The sequence below is a fragment of the Streptomyces cyaneofuscatus genome, from assembly GCF_000718135.1.
GTDB lineage: Bacteria > Actinomycetota > Actinomycetes > Streptomycetales > Streptomycetaceae > Streptomyces > Streptomyces cyaneofuscatus.
The window spans coordinates 185,789-202,399 of record NZ_JOEM01000002.1 but is presented as its reverse complement, the minus strand read 5'-3'; the positions used below and the strand labels follow the sequence as shown (position 1 = coordinate 202,399).

Genomic DNA, 16,611 nt, shown 5'->3' with positions numbered 1-16,611 from the left:
GGGCACCTCCGTGCAGATATCCAGATCCGGTTCCGTCCTGCTGACCGGCGCCGTCGCCGTCGCGCTCGCGGTGACCGCCCTGCCCGCCGCCCAGGCGGCCCCGTCCGCCACCGCGGTGATCTCCGAGGTGTACGGCGGCGGGGGCAACTCCGGCGCGACGCTGACCCGGGACTTCGTCGAGCTGGCCAACGCCGGCTCCACCCCGTTCGAGGTCGGCGGCTTCAGCGTCCAGTACCTCCCGGGCGCCCCGTCGGCCGGTTCGCAGTGGCAGGTCTCCGCGCTCACCGGGGCGATCGCCCCCGGCGGCCGCTACCTGGTCGCCCAGGCCGCGGGCACCGGCGGCACCGTCGCCCTGCCCGCCCCGGACGCCACCGGCACCATCGCCCTGGCCGCCGGAAGCGGCACCGTCGCCCTGGTCTCCGGCACCACGCCGCTCACCTGCAAGACGGCCGCGGACTGCGCCGCCGAGCCCCGCATCGTCGACCTGGTCGGCTACGGTTCCGCGGTCGTCCGGGAGGGCAGCGGTCCGGCCCCCACCGCCTCGGCCACCGCCGCCGTCCACCGGGCCGCGTCCCTGGCGGACACCGACGACAACGCCGCCGACTTCTCCGCCTCCGCCCCGACCCCCGTCAACGCGGCGGGCGAGACGTCCGGCGGCGGCCAGGAGCCGGAGGAGCCCGGCCCGACCGAGCCCGGCCCCGTCCGGATCCACGACATCCAGGGCACCACCCGTATCTCCCCGCTCGACGGCACGGCGGTCACCGGCGTGCCGGGCACCGTCATCGGCGTACGGACCACGGGTTCGCGCGGCTTCTGGATCCAGGACACCGCGCCCGACCAGGACGCCCGCACCAGCGAGGGCCTGTTCGTCTACACCGGCTCCGCCGCACCGGCCGTCAAGGTCGGCGACGCGGTCCTGGTCAGCGGCAAGGTCGCCGAGTACTACCCGGGCACCGGCACCCAGTCGATCACGCAGCTGACCGCGCCGCGCACCACCGTCCTCTCCTCCGGCAACGCGCTGCCCGCGCCGGTCGTCCTCGACGCCCGCTCGGTGCCCGGCCGTTACGTGCCCTCGGCGGGCGGCGGCGCCATCGACGCGCTGCCCCTGGAGCCGAAGCGCTACGCCCTGGACCTGTACGAGGCCCTGGAGGGCGCCCGGGTCCAGATCGCCGACACCCGGGTGACCGGGGCGACGACGGCGTACGACGAGATCTGGGTGACGGTCAAGCCGAAGGAGAACCCGACCCGGCGCGGCGGCACGCTCTACGCCTCGTACACGGACCAGAACACCGGCCGCCTCAAGGTGATGTCGCTGGACCCGGCGCAGCCGGTCCCCACGGCCAACGTGGGTGACGTGCTGAAGGGCCGCACCACCGGCGTACTCGACTACGCCTCGTACGGCGGCTACAACGTGCAGGCCACCGAGCTGGGCACGCACGTCGACAAGAAGCTGCGGCGCGAAGTGACCCGCAAGCAGAAGAAGGACGAGCTCGCGGTCGCCACGTACAACGTGGAGAACCTGGACGCGGCCGACCCGCAGGCCAAGTTCGACACGCTGGCCGAGGGCATCGCGGTCAACCTCTCCTCCCCCGACATCGTCTCGCTGGAGGAGATCCAGGACGACAACGGTCCGGTCAACGACGGCACGGTGGGCTCCGAGGCGACGCTGAAGCGGTTCACGGACGCGATCGTCGCCAAGGGGGGCCCGCGCTACGCCTGGCGCTACATCGCCCCCGAGAACAACAAGGACGGCGGCGAGCCCGGCGGCAACATCCGCAACGTCCTCCTCTACAACGCCCAGCGGGTCTCCTTCGCCGACCGGCCGGGCGGCGACGCCACCACGCCGGTCCAGGCGGACAGGACCCGCAAGGGTGTCCAGCTCTCCGTCTCCCCCGGCCGGATCAACCCGGCGAGCCCGGCGTGGGAGGCCAGCCGCAAGCCGCTGGTGGGCGAGTTCACCTTCCGGGGCAAGCCGGTCTTCGTCATCGGCAACCACTTCGGCTCCAAGGGCGGCGACCAGCCGCTGCACGGCCGCTACCAGGAGCCGAACCGCTCCTCGGAGACCAAGCGGATCCAGCAGGCCGCCGAGGTGAACGCCTTCGTCACCTCGCTGCTGAAGGCGGACAAGTCGGCGCGGGTGGTGGCGCTCGGGGACTTCAACGACTTCGAGTTCTCCCCGACGTTCACGGCGCTGACGCAGGGCAAGGTGCTCAAGCCCCTGATCAAGACGCTGCCCTCCTCGGAGCGGTACAGCTACGTCTTCGACGGCAACTCGCAGACGCTGGACCACATCCTGACGAGCCCGGCGGTCCGGCGCTTCGACTACGACGTGGTGCACATCAACGCCGAGTTCGCCGACCAGGCGAGCGACCACGACCCGCAGGTGGTGCGGGTCAAGGTGGGCGGCTTCTGGCACTGAGCCGGAGGCGCCCGGGCGGGCCGGACCCTCAGGTCCGGCCCGCCGGGGCACCCGCCTGTCGCGGCAGGCTGACGGGGGCACCCACGCGCGCACCCTCCGTGTCCGTGAAGAACCGGGCCACCAACTCCGCGACCTCGAAGGCCCGTTCCAGGACCACCCAGTGGTCGGACTCCGGAACCGTCAGGAACCGGCTGCCCTCGATGGTCGCCGCGAACTTCCGCTGCCGCTCCGGCGAGGTCACCGTGTCGTGCTCCCCGGCGAAGACCAGGGCCGGTACGCCGCTCAGCCCGCCGGAGAAGTCCGGCCGGTCGGCCAGCGCCCGGTAGAGCGAGTTGGTCGCGTGCGGCGAGTGGGTGAGCGCGTGCAGGAACGAGCGGCGTACATAGCGGCGGGCCAACTCCCGTCGGTGCACGTTACGTTCCGGATCCAGACACATCAGCGCGTCGGCGGCCGTCGCCGCGAAACCCTCGCGGTCCCCGCCCGCCAGCAGCTCCCGCGCCCGCTCCCAGCACTCCACCTGGGCCTCGTCGATATGGACCGGTACGCCGCCGAGGGCGAGCCGGGCGACCCGCTCGGGATGGCGTTGCGCGAAGCCGAAGGCGATGGCGGTGCCGTAGGAGAAGCCGAAGAGGTTCAGCCGGGGGGCGCCGAGGTCGTCGGCGATCCGGAGCACGGCCCGCCGCAGGATGTCGGCGCTGGGCCCGGGCGGCAGGGGGTCGGCGGAGCCCATGCCGGGCAGGTCGGCGGTGACCACGTCGGTCGCCGGGCCCAGGTGGTCGTCCATCTGGGGCCAGCCGTACATGCCCTGGAGGGCGCCGCCGAGGACGAGCGCGGGTTCGGTGGCGGGGGCGCCGCTGTCGGAGGCGTGCGGCAGGACGCGGTAGCCGAAGCGCACTCCGTCCACCGACAGCCTCCGGATGATCTCCTCTGGCATCGTTCCCCAACTCCCTTTCGCTCAGGCCCTGGTGAGGACGAGCGCCGCGTTGTGTCCACCGAAGCCGAGCGAGGTCTTCACCGCACAGTCGAAGGAGGCGCTGCGGGCCTCCTTGGCGACGACGTCCATCTCGATCTGCGGGTCGGGTGCGTCCAAGTTGACGGTGGGCGGGACCAGTTGGTGCTGGAGGGCCAGCACGGTCAGCGCAGCCTCGATACCGCCCGCCGCGCCGAGGGTGTGCCCGGTCATCGCCTTGGTGGAGGTCACCAGAGGGCTCTCGCCGAGGACGCGACGGAGCATGGTGGCCTCGATGAGGTCGTTGGAGAGCGTCGAGGTGCCGTGCGCGTTGACGTGCCCGACGTCGGCCGGGGAGAGCCCGGCGTCCGCGAGGGCGGTGCGCAGGGCGCGTTCGATGCCGAGCCCGTCGGGGTCCGGGGCGACGGCGGAGTGGGCGTCGCTGGAGGCCCCGTAACCGTTCACGTGGGCGCGGACGGTGGCGCCGCGGGCGCGGGCGTGCTCGGGGTGCTCCAGGACGAGGAGGCCCGCGCCCTCGCCGACGACGAAGCCGTCGCGGTGGGTGTCGAAGGGGCGGCAGGCGGCCGTGGGGTCCTCGCGGCGGGTGGAGACGGCCTTGAGGCTGCACGCGCTGGCGATCAGGAGGCGGGTGCAGGTGGATTCGGCGCCGCCCGCGATGACGATGTCGCAGGCCCCGGAGCGGAGCATCTGGTGGGCGGTGCCGATGGCGACGGTGCCGGAGGAGCAGGCGGTGGAGACGGCCTGGCTGGGGCCCTGCACGCCGAGGTCCAGGCTGACGCTGCTGGCCGCGCCGTTGACGACGCTGAGGGGGGCGAGCTTCGGGGAGACCCGGCGGGCGCCGCGCTCGGCGAGGGTGGCGTGCTGCTCGTCGTAGAAGGGCAGCCCGCCGTGGGCCGAGCCGATGACGATACCGACGCGGCCGCTGTCCCAGAGGGCCGGGTCGAGCCCGGCGTCCGCGACCGCCTCGCGGGCGGCGATGACTGCGAGCTGGGCGAAGCGGTCCATCAACCGCTGGGCGGCCACCCCGAGCAGCTCGCGCGGGTCGCAGTCGGTGACGGAGTAGAAGAAGTCGCAGGGGAGGCCGTCCAGTTCGGGCCGGGGGCCGACGGACGGGGCGAGCCCTTCGGTGACGCCGTGCCAGGCGGCCCGGGCGCCCGTACCGGCCGCGGTGACCAGGCCGACCCCGGTGACGGCGGCGGCGAACGGGGCGAGCGGCGTACGCCGGTAGGGCGCGAGGGCCGCCGGGGCGCTCATGCGGTGGCCTTCACGTGGACGACCTCGATCAGCCGGCCGAGGGTGTCGCGCGAGGTGAGCGCGACGTCCTCCAGGTCGACGTCCAGCCGGTCCTCGATGAGCAGCCGCAGCTCCTCCAGGGCGAGGGAGTCCAGCCGCAGCCGGTGCAGCGGAACGTCGGGGCCGAGAGCCTCGGGGTCGGTTCCGAACTTCGCTACCAGCAGGGCGCTGATCTCTTCCGAGGTGCTCATTGGCGCTCCTGGGCTCAGTGACGCGGTGACGCCGGCCGCGCGGGTTGGGGGTGAGGTGGGGAGGGGCCATCGGGGGACGCCGGCTGCTCCGGAAGGACCCTTTATACGCCTTCACCGAGGGGTTCCCGGCCCGCGTTCCCCCGTGCGGTGGGAGCCCTGTCCAGGTGTACGAATCCCCCGGTGCGGCCGGACGGGGGTGCAGGATGGAGGGAGGAACCGTACGAGAAGGAGGTACGGGCCGTACGGGGTGAGGGAACGGACCGTACGAGGCGGAGGAGAGGCACATGGCGGCGGAAGCGGACGGGGCGGCGGAGGTCGAGGTCAGCCCCACCGGCTGGGTGGCCCGGCAGGCGGAGCTGTACGAGTCGTCCGGCGGCACGAAGGGCACGACCCAGCTCGGGCGTGTCCGGCGGATCAGGGCCGGACAGGCCGCGGCGTCCGGTGCGGTGCATCGCAAGGCGCTGGAACGTCCTCATCGCGGAGCGATTCGGGCGTTTCGGCAACGCCGCGAGGTGCCGTGCCAGGCGTCGCGGACCCGGTCAGGATCCGCCGGACACGCCCCTAGGGGTCCCGTGCCTGCTGATGGACTACGTGGGGCGGCGCAGCGGAGTCGTGCGGCGGACGGTGCTGATGTACGGGCGGGACGGCGAGGACTACCTGATCGTGGCCTCCAACGGCGGCTCGGACCGCCCGCCGCTCTGGTACCTGAACCTGCGGGCCGACCCCGAGGTGGAGCTCCGGGTGGGCACCGAGCGCTTCCCGGCCGTCGCGGCGACCCTCCCGGTCGAGGAGAAGGCCCGGGTCTGGCCGGGTCTGGTGGAGCTGTTCCCGCGCTACGCGCAGTACCGGGCGGGCACCGAGCGCGACATCCCGGTGGTCCGGCTGACCAGGCGCTGACGGGCGTTCCCGGCCGCCCGGGCGGCGTGATACTGATCGACCCGTCTTCTGTGGATTCCCCGCCGATGTTCAGATGTTTCGAGAGGAGCCGTTCATGACCACGGCGAAAGACCTGTTCATCATCGCCATGGATCCGAGGCCGGAGCACTCCGTGGGGCAGGGCGACCTGTCGCTCGCCCTCGCGGGAGCCGAGCTGATCGATCTGATCGACGCGGGTTCCGTCACCGTGGACGAGGACCGCATCGTGCCGGGCGGGCCGTCGGCGCCGCAGGACCGGCTCCTGGGCGAAGCCGCGGCCCTGCTCATCCGGCAGCCGCCCCACGAGCCGATCGAGGACTGGCTGTGGCGCCGGGGCAAGGACCTCTCGGCGGCCTACCAGGCGGCGCTGGAGGAGGACGGTGAGCTGACCCGGAAGCGGAGCGGCCGGCTCTCCTTCGGCTCGGAGCGCGTGGAGCCGGTCGACACGCCTGCCCGCCGCGCGGCGGCCGAGCGCTGGGAGGAGCGGGAACCCGTCCTGGCCGCGCTCGCCTCGGCGATCGGCGTCGAGGGCGGACCGTCCGATGTCGAGGGCGGACCGTCCGATGAGGAACCCGGCCTCGACGACGAGGCGGTGACGGCCGTGGTGACCGCCGTCCATGACGCGGTGATGGAGCTGGAAGCCGTACGCCAGCGGCGGACGATCGAGAATTCGGCCTTCGCCAACCTCTGGCGCGGCCCCTGAGGCGGAGGAGCGCACCGGGCTCGGAAGTCGAGGAGACCACCCCCCTGCCCTGAGCCGGGAGTTCTGCCTAGACTCCGCGATCATGACCATGAAAACGGTTCAGGCCGACCCGTCTGCCCTCGGCGGCCCCGCCCTCTTCGACACCATGTCCACCATGCGCGCCATGCGCCGCCTCAAGCCGGACGCCGTACCGGACGAGACGATCGATCAGCTCATACAGGCCGCCGTCTGGGGACCCAGCGGCGGCAACATGCAGTGTTACGAGTACGTCGTGGTGACCGACCGTGAGGTGATGGCCCGGCTCGCGCCGCTGTGGAAGCGGTGCGTGGACTCCTACCTCGCGACGACCGGGAAGTACGCGCCCGAGGGCATGGACGAGGCGGCGTACGGGCGGATGGTGGCGGCGATCGAGTATCAGCGCGACCACTTCGCCGACACGCCCGCGCTGATCGTGCCGTGCTACCGCTTCCCGGCGCCGCGGCTCGACGAGGAGGGCCTGATCGCCTCCGCGCAGACGCTCGGCCCGGAGGCGAGCGAGCGGATGATGACCTCTCAGACGCGTTTCCAGGCGCTGGCGGAGGGGTCCTGCGTCTACCCCGGCGTCCAGAACCTTCTGCTCGCGGCCCGGGGGCTCGGCCTCGCGGCGAACATCACCATCTGGCACCTGTTCCTGGAGCAGGAGTGGAAGCAGGAGCTCGGCATCCCGGAGGACATGGCGACGTTCGCCGCCGTTCCGGTGGGGTGGCCGCAGGGCAACTTCGGACCGGTCCGGCGCCGCCCGGTGGCGGACGTCATCCACCGGAACCGCTGGTAGCGAGGGCGGGGCCGATCGGCCCATCGCACCCCCTGTCGGGTGATACCCCCCGTCACCCGACAGGCCCTAATTGCCCATCAACTTCTTTACTCCTACGGCCAGTTGTACGACACGCCACGACTCGGCCGTCATTGTCATGCCCTTCTCACCTCGCTAGCCTGGGTGCGCTCGCAGCCCCTTGCGTCCTGCACCCCGGACCGGGGGCTGCTCTCTTCTCCTCCCGCGGATTTCCCCACAGATTCCCCACAGAGCAGGAGCACCCATGCCCAGAAGTCCCGTCGTCGCCCGCACCCGGGTCGGCGCGTCCGTCCTGGCGGCCCTCACGGTCACCGCGCTGGTCGCCACCGGCCGGCCGGCGACCGCCGCCCCCGCCCCGCCCGCCGCCGAACCGCTGAACCGGGCCTTCGACCGGGCGGCGCGGGAGTACGGCGTCCCGCGCGATCTGCTGGCCGCCGTCGGCTACGGCGAGAGCCGCCTCGACGGCCACGCGGGCAAGCCCAGCCAGGCGAACGGCTACGGGGTCATGCACCTGGCGAGCAACCCCGACAACCGCTCGCTGGAGAAGGCCGCGGCGCTGACCGGCGAGCCGGCCGACCGGCTGCGCCGGGACACCGCGGCGAACATCCTCGGCGGCGCCGCCGTCCTGCGCGACCACGCCGACCGCCTCGGCCTGGACCGAACGGAGCGGCGGGACGTGAACGCCTGGTACCCGGCGGTCGCCCGGTACAGCGAGACCGAGGGCCCGGCGGCGGCGCTCTACGCGGACACGGTGTTCACCTTCCTCGCCCAGGGCCTGACCGCGACGGCTCCCGGCGGCGAGGAGGTACGGGTGCCCTCCCGCCCGGTCGCCCCGGAGAAGGACGAGGTCGCCGCCGCCGGGGTCTACGCGCAGAGCCCCGACTACCCCTCGGGCCTCTGGGTCCCCGCGTACTCCGGGAACTTCGTCGTCGGCCGCAAGGCGACCGTCGACAAGGTGATCATCCACACCACCCAGGGCTCGTACGCCGGCTCCATCAGCTGGTACCAGAACCCCGCCTCGAAGGTCAGCGCGCACTACACGATCCGCTCCTCGGATGGCGAGGTCACCCAGTCGGTCCGGGAGAAGGACACCGCCTGGCACGCCGGCAGCGTCAACTCCTCGTCCGTGGGGATCGAGCACGAGGGTTACGTGGACAACCCGGCCTGGTACACGGAGGCGATGTACCGCTCCTCCGCCGCGCTCACCAAGCACCTCGCCGCGCGGTACAGCATCCCGAAGGACCGGTCGCACATCATCGGCCACAGCGAGGCGCCGGGGGCCACCCACACCGACCCCGGGCCCAACTGGGACTGGAACTACTACATGCAGCTGGTCGGGGGCAGCCCCGGCACCCCCGGTGACAGCCTGACGTTCCCCTCGTACGCCCTCCAGCAGTCGGGCTCCTCGGGCCCGCAGGTGAAGGCCGTCCAGCAGCTGCTCAACGCCCAGGGGTACGCGGCGGGCTCGGCGGACGGCGTCTTCGGCCCGGCCACCAAGAGCGCCACCCAGGCGTTCCAGCGGGCCCGCTCCCTCACCGCCGACGGCGCGGTCGGCCCGAAGACCTGGACGGCCCTGCTCTCCGCCGGCACCACCCCCGCCCTCGCCCGCGGCAGCTCCGGCGACGCGGTGAAGCGCCTCCAGCGCTCCCTGACGGCGGCGCTCGGCACCACGGTGGGCGCCGACGGCAGCTTCGGCCCGACGACGGAGACGGCAGTCCGCACCTACCAGTCCAGCCGCGGCCTGAGCGTCGACGGCAAGGTGGGCCCGGCCACGTGGGGGGCGCTGCAGGCGGGGCGCTGAGCGGCCGGAACATGACCGTGTGCCGGTGCGCCCCGGGGGCAGTCCCCCACGCACCGGCACCGCCCCCGGCCCCTGATCACTCCGTGCCGCTGCCGACCGGGTACCCGATCTCCTTGATGTCCTCGGCCAGCTCAGCAGGCGCCCGCCGCGGGTTGAGCGCCGCGACGACCTCGTCGGTCAGCGGCCGGAGCGCGTAGACATGGCGTACGGCTTCGAGGTCGAGCCGGACCTCGAAGTAGTCCTCGGCCCACTCCTGGTAGGACTCCGGGGTGCCCGTGGTGAGGAGCTGGAAGAGCCAGTCCGCGCCGTCGGAGTCCTCGCCCTCCTCCGGGAACTCGATGCTCCCCGCCCGCCAGCGGTCGTCGGTGCTCTCGCGCCAGAGGCAGGCGGTGACCACCGGGAGGCCGGACTCGTCGGTGAACGAGGGCTCGTCCACGTACTCCCGGAAGACGGCCGGGACCTCGTCGAGGACGCCGGGCCAGGGGCCGTCGTCCACGTAGGGGCTCATCGGGGACTCGTGGTCGAAGCCGCGGGCGTAGACCCCGGCGGCGGAGAAGACCAGGGAGTACTCACCGCCCGCGCCGTCCCGCATCGAGGCCATCGCCTCCGTCGGCGACCAGTACGCGTCGAAGCTGTGCCAGCGGCGGTCCCATTCCGGGCAGAGGATCGCGTCCAGCATCGCCAGGGAGCGGCAGAGGCCGTGGAGGGGGGATATGCCCGGAAGCCTGCGGGCGACGTCATGAACGCTCATGCGCTCATCCAACCGCACAGGCCTGCGACCCTCGCACGTGGTCCCGCGCCCCCGGAGTGGGGCGGCGCGGGACCACGTCGAGGGGTCACTTCAGGCCGAAGGCCCTGATGATCTCCTGGTCCACGACGAGCCCGCCGGGGCCCTCCGCGTGTGCCCTGAGCGAGACCGACGTCGCGCCCTTGGCGGGGGTACGGATCGTGGCGGCCCACTCGCCCGAGGCCTCCTTCCGCAGGTCGGCCTTGGTCCAGTGCTTGCCGTCGTCGTAACTCACCGACAGCGACGCCTTGTTCGCCTTCACCGCGCCCGGGAGCCACTCCTGGGTGCCGGAGGAGAGGCCGATCTCGGTCCGGCGGCCGGAGCGGACGTCGCCGGCCAGGTCGGTGTCGACGTCGTAGTCCAGCTGGAGCAGCGGGATGTCCCTCTGGGACGGGCCGTTCGGGTCGAGCGCGCCCGAGACGAAGCCCCACTCGGTGTGCGTACGTGTGGAGGTCTTCCAGGTCTTCGCGTCCCGGGAAGAGTCGATGACCAGGCGGTACGGGAGCTTCTGCGGTGACAGGTCCCAGGCGTAACCCGCCCTGCCCGCACCCTTCTTGATGAGGGTGTCGCCCTGGTGGAAGGCGTACGACGTGGTGTCGTACTCGTCCTCGGGCATCGAGCCGGAGTGGCCATCGCCCGCGTCCGTCCACGGGGTGATGTTGAACTGCACGTCGTTCGTGGCCGTGCGGAACGGGCCCCAGTACCCGGTGCCCAGGCGCGGGCGGGTGACCGGGGCGAACCACTCGGCCCGGTAGTCCTTGCCCGGCCGGTAGTCCAGCTGCGCGCTGCGCATCTCGTGGGCCCGGTCGGACTGTTCGGCGTTGAGGACCGAGTGGTTCTCGTACCAGAAGGAGTCGCCGGGGAGGGGGTTCACCCACTCGGTGCGGGTCCCGGGGAACTTCTCGTACTCCTCGAAGCCGAGGCCGGGGCCGTAGTCCGGGATGTCGTAGCGGTAGCCCGCGCCAAGCGTGGCCCGGTGGCCGTAGAAGGTGTTGGTCACCTTCGCCAGGTCGCGGGCGGAGGGGGTGAAGGCCAGCGAGCGGTCCGGGATGGTGCCGTCGTGGCGGTCGACCAGGTCGTAGACGTAGGACGCGTACTTCTTCTGGTCGACGGTCACCTTCTTGCCGCGCTGGGCGGCCCGGATCAGGGTGTCGCCCGCGACCTTCTGCACCGAGGCGACCGGGATCGTGGACTCCTCGCCCCAGGGGACGTAGGACTCCATCGCCCGGCCCCGGCCGTCGTGGACGACGAACAGCGCCTTGGCTCCGGCGGCCACGGCGGCGGCCAGCCGGTCGGCGGGGGCGACCGCGTCGCTGCGGGTGACCACGACGGCCTTGCCGCGCGCGTTCAGGCCCTTGTAGTCGGCGGCCGCGCCCTTGCCGGCGTACACCGCGGTCAGCTTCTGCTCGCTGTCCTCGGCGACGACGGAGCCGTTCTGGACAGTGACCGGGACGTCGTGGCCGTCGGCGGTGACGTCGATCAGCTCCTCGCCCTGGCGCCAGCGGGTCAGGAAGCTGAAGTCGCCCTCCTTGACCTTCTTGGTCGGGCTCGCCCACAACTGGTCGTAGGTGAGCGGGATCTGGTACGCGTCGCGCTGGACCGTGCCGTCCGGAGCCGTGCGCGCCATGTCGTAGCGGAGCTGGCGGGTCTCGGTCTCCTTCGGCGTGCGCACGCTCACCTTGCGGGCCTTGGAGGCGTCGAGGGTGACGGTGGTGGAGCCGGTGAGGATCGTCTCGGGGGCCGCGAGGAAGGCGACGGCCTTCGCGTCGGGACGGTCGCCGTCGATGTCGACGGAGGCCCAGGCGGTGTAGTTGCCGGGCGGGAGGCGCAGGGTGGTGTCCCCGGTGACCTGGACGAGGCCGAGCTGCGGGTCGCCGAGTTCGGCGAGGACGACCAGGCCGTCCATCGGCTTGCCCGCGCGGTCGCGGAGCTTCAGCGTCAGGTCGTGGAGCTCCTTCTCCTTGGTGAGCGCGAAGCCGGTGTGCGCGACGGTGGTGCCCGCCGCGTCGGTGGCGGTGACCTGGCCGGAGAACGTGGTGTCGTTGGCCACCTTCGCCGGGTCCAGGGAGAGCACCGCTTCGGCCGTGGATCCCGCCGGGACGGTCAGCGTTGAGGTGGAGAGCGTGTAGGCCTCCTCGTCGGTGTCCGTGGCCAGGTCGAGGGTGATGTCCTCATAACCCGTGTTGCGGTAGGTGATCGTGCGTTCGGCGACCGGGCCCGAGGGGCTGTGCGGCCAGTCGTACGAGGCGACCTGGACCGAGCCCGTGGCCTCGATCGTCGTGTCGATCGCCGCCTTCACATCGAGCCGGCCGGTCCCCTGCTCGTACGGGGTGTACGCGTCGAGCTTCTTGGACGAGGCCATCAGCGCGTCCTTGATGCGCTGACCGCCCCAGTCGGGGTGACGCTGCTTCAGAATTGCTGCCGCGCCCGCGACATGGGGCGTAGCCATCGACGTACCGGACATCGACTGGTACAGGCCCTCGACGCCCGGGACCGACTGTGATGCTGCCGCGTTGATGTCGACGCCGGGAGCCGACAGGTCCGGCTTCAGGCCGTGCGAGCGGACCAGCGGGCCCATGGAGGAGAAGCTCGCGCGGGCGTCCTCCTTGTCGACGGCGGCGATGGTGAGCGCCTTCTCCGCCGAGCCGGGCGAGCCGATCGTGCCCGCCCCGTACGCGTTGCCCGCGGCGATCACGAAGAGCGGACCGCCTTCCGCCGAGAGGGAGTTGACCGCCTGGGACATCGGGTCGCCGCCGTCGTCCGGCACCGGGGAGCCCAGGCTCATGGAGACGACGTCGGCCCCTTCGGCCGTCGCCCACTCCATGGCCTCGATGATCCCGGAGTCCGCGCCGGACCCCTCGTCGCTGAGCACCTTGCCGACGAGCAGGTCGGCCGCCGGGGCGACACCCTTGTTGGCGCCGCCGGACGCGGCGCCCGAACCGGCGATGGTGGAGGCGACATGCGTGCCGTGGCCGTTGCGGTCCTCCACCTCCTCACCGGGGATGAAGCTGCGGGAGCCGACGATACGGTTCTTGACGTCCGGGTGGCCGGCGTCGATCCCGGTGTCCAGGACGGCGACCTTGGTGCCCTTCCCGTCGAACCCGGCGGCCCACGCCTGCGGGGCGTTCACCTGCGGCACCGAGTCCGCCAGCAGGGCCTCGGACCGGCCGTCCAGCCAGAGTTTCGCTATCCCGCCGTCGAGCGAACGGGCCCCGGCTGTACGGGTGATGGCGTCCCGGGACGTACGGGTGATGGCATCCCAGAACGTCCGCACGCCGCCCTTGTCGGCCTGGAGCGCGGCGCCCTGGATCGAGGTGAGCGTACGGGTCTTCTTCGCACCGCGCGGGGCGGCCGGGAGCGCCCGGGCCTTCCCCTTCGCCGCCGGGTAGGTCGCGATCAGCGGGACGGAACCGGTGCCCTCGTCGTCGTACCCCATCCGCACCAGGGCCGAGACGTTGAAGAGCCGCCGGTCCAGCCTGCCCGCCGCGAGGAGGGCGGTGGCCTCGTCGGGCAGGACGTGGATGTCGCCGCCCGCCTGCTGGATACGGACCCCGCCGCTCGCCCCGTCGGGGCGGTCCACGGTGACGGTGTCCTGGTCGCCGGGCCCGTCCACGTACCGCACGACGTCCCCGGTGACGAGGGTGACCGTGCGTATCTCGGAGCGCGGGGCGTCGGGGTGCGGGGCGGCGGGCGCGGGGGCCGCCCCCGCTGTGCCCGCGAAGGGGACCATCATGGAGCCCAGGAGCGCGGCCGAGGTGGCCAGGAGGAGGGCTCGGCGTCCTGGGCGCGCGGATCTCGCCCGGCCGGGAACGGAGGAGGGGGAAGAAGTCATGCAGCTGATCTACCGGTAAATCCGCTGCGTCCGCTGCGTCCGGGGCTGGCAGGAAGCCGCCGTGGCGGTTACCCGCCCGGTGTGGACCAGGTGTTTCAGGCCACCGAGGCGAGCGGTTGTCCGCTGCTGTCGTGGTGGATGGGGGTATGGGCCCCGGTGAGCGGTACGCCGCTGCCGCCGCGCCGGACCGCGACGATCTCGGCGGCGATGGACAGGGCTGTCTCCTCCGGCGTACGGGCGCCGAGGTCGAGGCCGATCGGCGAGTGCAGCCGGGCCAGTTCGCGGTCGGTGAGGCCGACCTCGCGCAGCCGGTCGTTGCGCTCCAGGTGGGTGCGGCGCGAGCCCATCGCGCCGACGTAGGCGACCGGGAGGCGCAGGGCGGCCTCCAGCAGGGGGACGTCGAACTTGGCGTCGTGGGTGAGGACGCAGAGCACCGTACGGGCGTCGGTCTCCGTGTCCGCGAGGTAGCGGTGGGGCCAGTCGACGACGATCTCGTCGGCCTCGGGGAAGCGTGCGGCGGTGGCGAAAACGGGTCGGGCGTCGCAGACGGTGACCCGGTAGCCGAGGAACTTGCCGGCCCTCACCAGCGCGGCGGCGAAGTCGATGGCGCCGAAGACGATCATGCGGGGCGGGGGCACGCTGGACTCGACCAGGAGCTGGATCGGCCGGCCGCAGCGGGAGCCCTCCGCGCCGATGGCGAGCGGGCCGGTGCGGCCCGCGTCCAGGAGGGCCCGGGTCTCGGCCGCGGCGGTCCGGTCCAGCGCCGGGTGGCCGCCGAGCCCGCCCTCGTAACTCCCGTCGGGCCGGACCAGGAGCGGGAGACCGAGCAGCTCCTCGGGGCCCTCCGTGACGCGGGCCAGGGCGGCCGCCGCCCCCTCGGCGGCGGCCGCGAGCGCCGCGGCGAACACCGGGCGGGCGGGGTCGTCCGCCCGTACCGGTGTGACCAGGATGTCGATGATGCCGCCGCAGGTCAGGCCGATCGCGAAGGCGTCCTCGTCGCTGTAGCCGAAGCGCTCGCGGACGGACTTCCCGTCCTGGAGGGCCTGTTGGCACAGTTCGTACACCGCGCCCTCCACACATCCGCCGGAGACCGATCCGATGGCCGTGCCGTCGGCGTCGACGGCGAGGGCGGCACCCGGCTGCCGGGGCGCGCTGCCGCCGACCGCCACCACGGTGGCGACGGCGAACGCGCGTCCCTGCGAGACCCACCGGTGAAGCTCTTCGGCGATGTCCAGCATGGCGACTCTCCTTAGGTGAGGGAGGGGTTGGTCGGCCGGCGTCAGTGGACGCCGAGCCAGCTCTCGATCGGGTTGAGGGCGAAGAAGACGATGAAGATCACCGTCAGCCCCCACATGAAGGCCCCGACCTCGCGGGCCCTGCCCTGGGCGAGCTTGATGGCGGAGTACGCGATGACACCCGCTGCGACACCGGTGGTGATGGTGTACGTGAAGGGCATCAGGACCACGGTCAGGAAGACCGGGATGGCGACGGAGCGGTCGCTCCAGTCCACGTGCCGGGCGTTCTGCATCATCATCGCGCCGATGACGACGAGGGCGGCCGAGGCCACCTCGGTCGGGACGATCGCGGTGAGCGGGGTGAAGAAGAGGCAGGCGGCGAAGAAGAGGCCGGTGACGGCGGAGGCCAGCCCGGTCCGGGCCCCCTCGCCGACTCCGGTGGCCGATTCGACGAAGACCGTCTGGCCGGAGCCCGAGGCGACACCGCCGATGACGCCGCCGGCGCCGTCGATGAACAGCGCCTTGGACAGGCCCGGCATGCGGCCCTTGTCGTCGGCGAGCTTGGCCTCGGTGCCGACGCCGATGATGGTGGCCATCGCGTCGAAGAAGCCGGCCAGCACCAGGGTGAAGACGATCATGCCGACGGTCATCACGCCGACGTCGCCCCAGCCGCCGAACTCGACGTTGCCGAAGAGCGAGAAGTCGGGGGTGGCGACCGCGCTGCCCTCCAGGGCGGGCGGGCCGCTGCTCCACGCCTTCGCGGGGATGTCGATGATCGCGTTGAGGACGATGGCGACCAGGGTGCCGACGATGATGCCGATCAGGATCGCGCCGGGGATGTTGCGCGCCTGGAGCATGAAGATCAGGAGCAGGGTCACGCAGAAGATCAGGACGGGCCAGCCGGCGAGTTCACCGGCCGGGCCGAGGGAGACGGGGGTCGCCGTGCCCTGGTGGACGAAGCCGGCCTTGTAGAGGCCGATGAGGGCGATGAAGAGCCCGATGCCCATGGTGATGCCGTGCTTGAGCGCGAGCGGGATCGCGTTCATGATCATCTCGCGGAGGCCGGTGACCACCAGGAGGCAGATCACCACACCGTAGATCACACACATGCCCATGGCCTGCGGCCAGGTCATGTTCGGCGCGACCTGCGAGGCGAGCACACCGGAGACGCTGAGTCCGGCGGCGAGCGCCAGGGGCACCTTGCCGACGAAGCCCATGAGCAGGGTCGTCGCCGCCGCCGCGAAGGCGGTCGCGGTGATCAGGCCCGGCTGGCTGAGAAGGTTGCCGTTGACGTCCTCCCCGCCGAGGATCAGCGGGTTGAGCAGGAGGATGTACGCCATGGCCATGAAGGTCGTGACGCCGCCGCGCACCTCGCGCGCGACCGTGGAGCCTCGTTCGGATATGTGGAAGTAACGGTCGAGCCATGATCTTCCGGCGGGGACGCGCGAGCCGGGGCCCGCGGCCTCCGCGCTGGTCTTCGGTTCCACTGACTGCTGGGTCATGATGCCTGACTCCCAAGGTTCACAGGGGCACCCGCTTGAAGATTCCTGAATGCGGGATTTGGGATGACTGCGTCGGCTGCACGACCCGGGGACGGCCGGGACGAACTGTTGAAGCAGATACGGATGTGCCG

Annotated in this window: 11 protein-coding genes and 2 pseudogenes; 6 read left to right on the top strand and 7 right to left on the bottom strand. The window is 72.3% G+C overall.

Going from position 1 to position 16,611, the window contains the following annotated elements; translation table 11 throughout:
- Nucleotides 1–10 precede the first annotated feature (10 nt).
- Nucleotides 11–2,419, top strand: a complete 2,409-nt coding sequence (locus IF17_RS0104760) for an endonuclease/exonuclease/phosphatase family protein (protein ID WP_030562448.1) — start codon at nucleotides 11–13, stop codon at nucleotides 2,417–2,419.
- Nucleotides 2,420–2,447: 28 nt separating this feature from the next.
- On the opposite strand, the gene IF17_RS0104755 is transcribed toward IF17_RS0104760, so the two are convergent.
- From IF17_RS0104755 to IF17_RS0104745, 3 genes are read right to left on the bottom strand one after another with little or no spacing between them, the layout of a single operon-like run.
- Nucleotides 2,448–3,353 carry an alpha/beta fold hydrolase gene (locus IF17_RS0104755; RefSeq protein WP_030562447.1) on the bottom strand — a complete coding sequence of 302 codons (906 nt, stop codon included), beginning with the start codon at nucleotides 3,351–3,353 and terminating at the stop codon, nucleotides 2,448–2,450.
- 21 nt (nucleotides 3,354–3,374) lie between these two features.
- Nucleotides 3,375–4,643, bottom strand: a complete 1,269-nt coding sequence (locus IF17_RS0104750; protein WP_030562446.1) for a beta-ketoacyl-[acyl-carrier-protein] synthase family protein — start codon at nucleotides 4,641–4,643, stop codon at nucleotides 3,375–3,377.
- Nucleotides 4,640–4,873 (bottom strand): acyl carrier protein, encoded by a 234-nt coding sequence (locus IF17_RS0104745; protein ID WP_018514655.1) that lies wholly within the window; start codon nucleotides 4,871–4,873, stop codon nucleotides 4,640–4,642. Before IF17_RS0104745 ends, IF17_RS0104750 begins: the two co-directional genes overlap by 4 nt.
- A gap of 284 nt (nucleotides 4,874–5,157) precedes the next feature.
- Between IF17_RS0104745 and IF17_RS1000000139590 the strand changes: the two are divergent.
- From IF17_RS1000000139590 to IF17_RS0104725, 5 genes and pseudogenes are all read left to right on the top strand, one after another.
- Nucleotides 5,158–5,268, top strand: a pseudogene (locus tag IF17_RS1000000139590) (nitroreductase family deazaflavin-dependent oxidoreductase); the annotation flags it as partial.
- A gap of 166 nt (nucleotides 5,269–5,434) precedes the next feature.
- A pseudogene (locus tag IF17_RS0104740) lies at nucleotides 5,435–5,770 on the top strand (nitroreductase family deazaflavin-dependent oxidoreductase); the annotation flags it as partial.
- A gap of 94 nt (nucleotides 5,771–5,864) precedes the next feature.
- Complete coding sequence (locus IF17_RS0104735; protein ID WP_030562441.1) at nucleotides 5,865–6,491, top strand: GOLPH3/VPS74 family protein; 627 nt, start codon at nucleotides 5,865–5,867, stop codon at nucleotides 6,489–6,491.
- A gap of 82 nt (nucleotides 6,492–6,573) precedes the next feature.
- Nucleotides 6,574–7,305, top strand: coding sequence for a nitroreductase family protein (locus IF17_RS0104730; RefSeq protein ID WP_030562440.1), 732 nt, complete (start codon nucleotides 6,574–6,576; stop codon nucleotides 7,303–7,305).
- Nucleotides 7,306–7,567: 262 nt separating this feature from the next.
- Entirely contained in the window at nucleotides 7,568–9,124 is a 1,557-nt protein-coding gene (locus IF17_RS0104725; protein ID WP_030562439.1) for a peptidoglycan-binding protein, read from the top strand.
- A 76-nt stretch (nucleotides 9,125–9,200) separates the two neighbouring features.
- Here the strand turns inward: IF17_RS0104725 and IF17_RS0104720 are convergent, their stop codons facing one another.
- From IF17_RS0104720 to IF17_RS0104700, 4 genes are all read right to left on the bottom strand, one after another.
- Nucleotides 9,201–9,875 carry a hypothetical protein gene (locus IF17_RS0104720; RefSeq protein WP_030562438.1) on the bottom strand — a complete coding sequence of 225 codons (675 nt, stop codon included), beginning with the start codon at nucleotides 9,873–9,875 and terminating at the stop codon, nucleotides 9,201–9,203.
- A gap of 85 nt (nucleotides 9,876–9,960) precedes the next feature.
- Nucleotides 9,961–13,644, bottom strand: a complete 3,684-nt coding sequence (locus IF17_RS0104715) for a S8 family serine peptidase (RefSeq protein WP_030562436.1) — start codon at nucleotides 13,642–13,644, stop codon at nucleotides 9,961–9,963.
- 194 nt (nucleotides 13,645–13,838) lie between these two features.
- Complete coding sequence (locus tag IF17_RS0104705) at nucleotides 13,839–14,981, bottom strand: XdhC family protein (protein WP_030562431.1); 1,143 nt, start codon at nucleotides 14,979–14,981, stop codon at nucleotides 13,839–13,841.
- 41 nt (nucleotides 14,982–15,022) lie between these two features.
- A complete protein-coding gene (locus IF17_RS0104700; RefSeq protein ID WP_030562430.1) occupies nucleotides 15,023–16,480 on the bottom strand; it encodes an NCS2 family permease in 1,458 nt (485 codons plus the stop codon).
- Between the last annotated feature and the right edge of the window lie 131 nt (nucleotides 16,481–16,611).

Coding starts and splice junctions, on each gene's coding strand:
- IF17_RS0104720 (WP_030562438.1), bottom strand. CDS start 9,875: ATGAGCGTTCATGACGTCGCCCGCAGGCTTCCGGGCATATCCCCCCTC.
- IF17_RS0104730 (WP_030562440.1), top strand. CDS start 6,574: ATGACCATGAAAACGGTTCAGGCCGACCCGTCTGCCCTCGGCGGCCCC.
- IF17_RS0104735 (WP_030562441.1), top strand. CDS start 5,865: ATGACCACGGCGAAAGACCTGTTCATCATCGCCATGGATCCGAGGCCG.
- IF17_RS0104745 (WP_018514655.1), bottom strand. CDS start 4,873: ATGAGCACCTCGGAAGAGATCAGCGCCCTGCTGGTAGCGAAGTTCGGA.
- IF17_RS0104725 (WP_030562439.1), top strand. CDS start 7,568: ATGCCCAGAAGTCCCGTCGTCGCCCGCACCCGGGTCGGCGCGTCCGTC.
- IF17_RS0104755 (WP_030562447.1), bottom strand. CDS start 3,353: ATGCCAGAGGAGATCATCCGGAGGCTGTCGGTGGACGGAGTGCGCTTC.
- IF17_RS0104715 (WP_030562436.1), bottom strand. CDS start 13,644: ATGATGGTCCCCTTCGCGGGCACAGCGGGGGCGGCCCCCGCGCCCGCC.
- IF17_RS0104700 (WP_030562430.1), bottom strand. CDS start 16,480: ATGACCCAGCAGTCAGTGGAACCGAAGACCAGCGCGGAGGCCGCGGGC.
- IF17_RS0104750 (WP_030562446.1), bottom strand. CDS start 4,643: ATGAGCGCCCCGGCGGCCCTCGCGCCCTACCGGCGTACGCCGCTCGCC.
- IF17_RS0104705 (WP_030562431.1), bottom strand. CDS start 14,981: ATGCTGGACATCGCCGAAGAGCTTCACCGGTGGGTCTCGCAGGGACGC.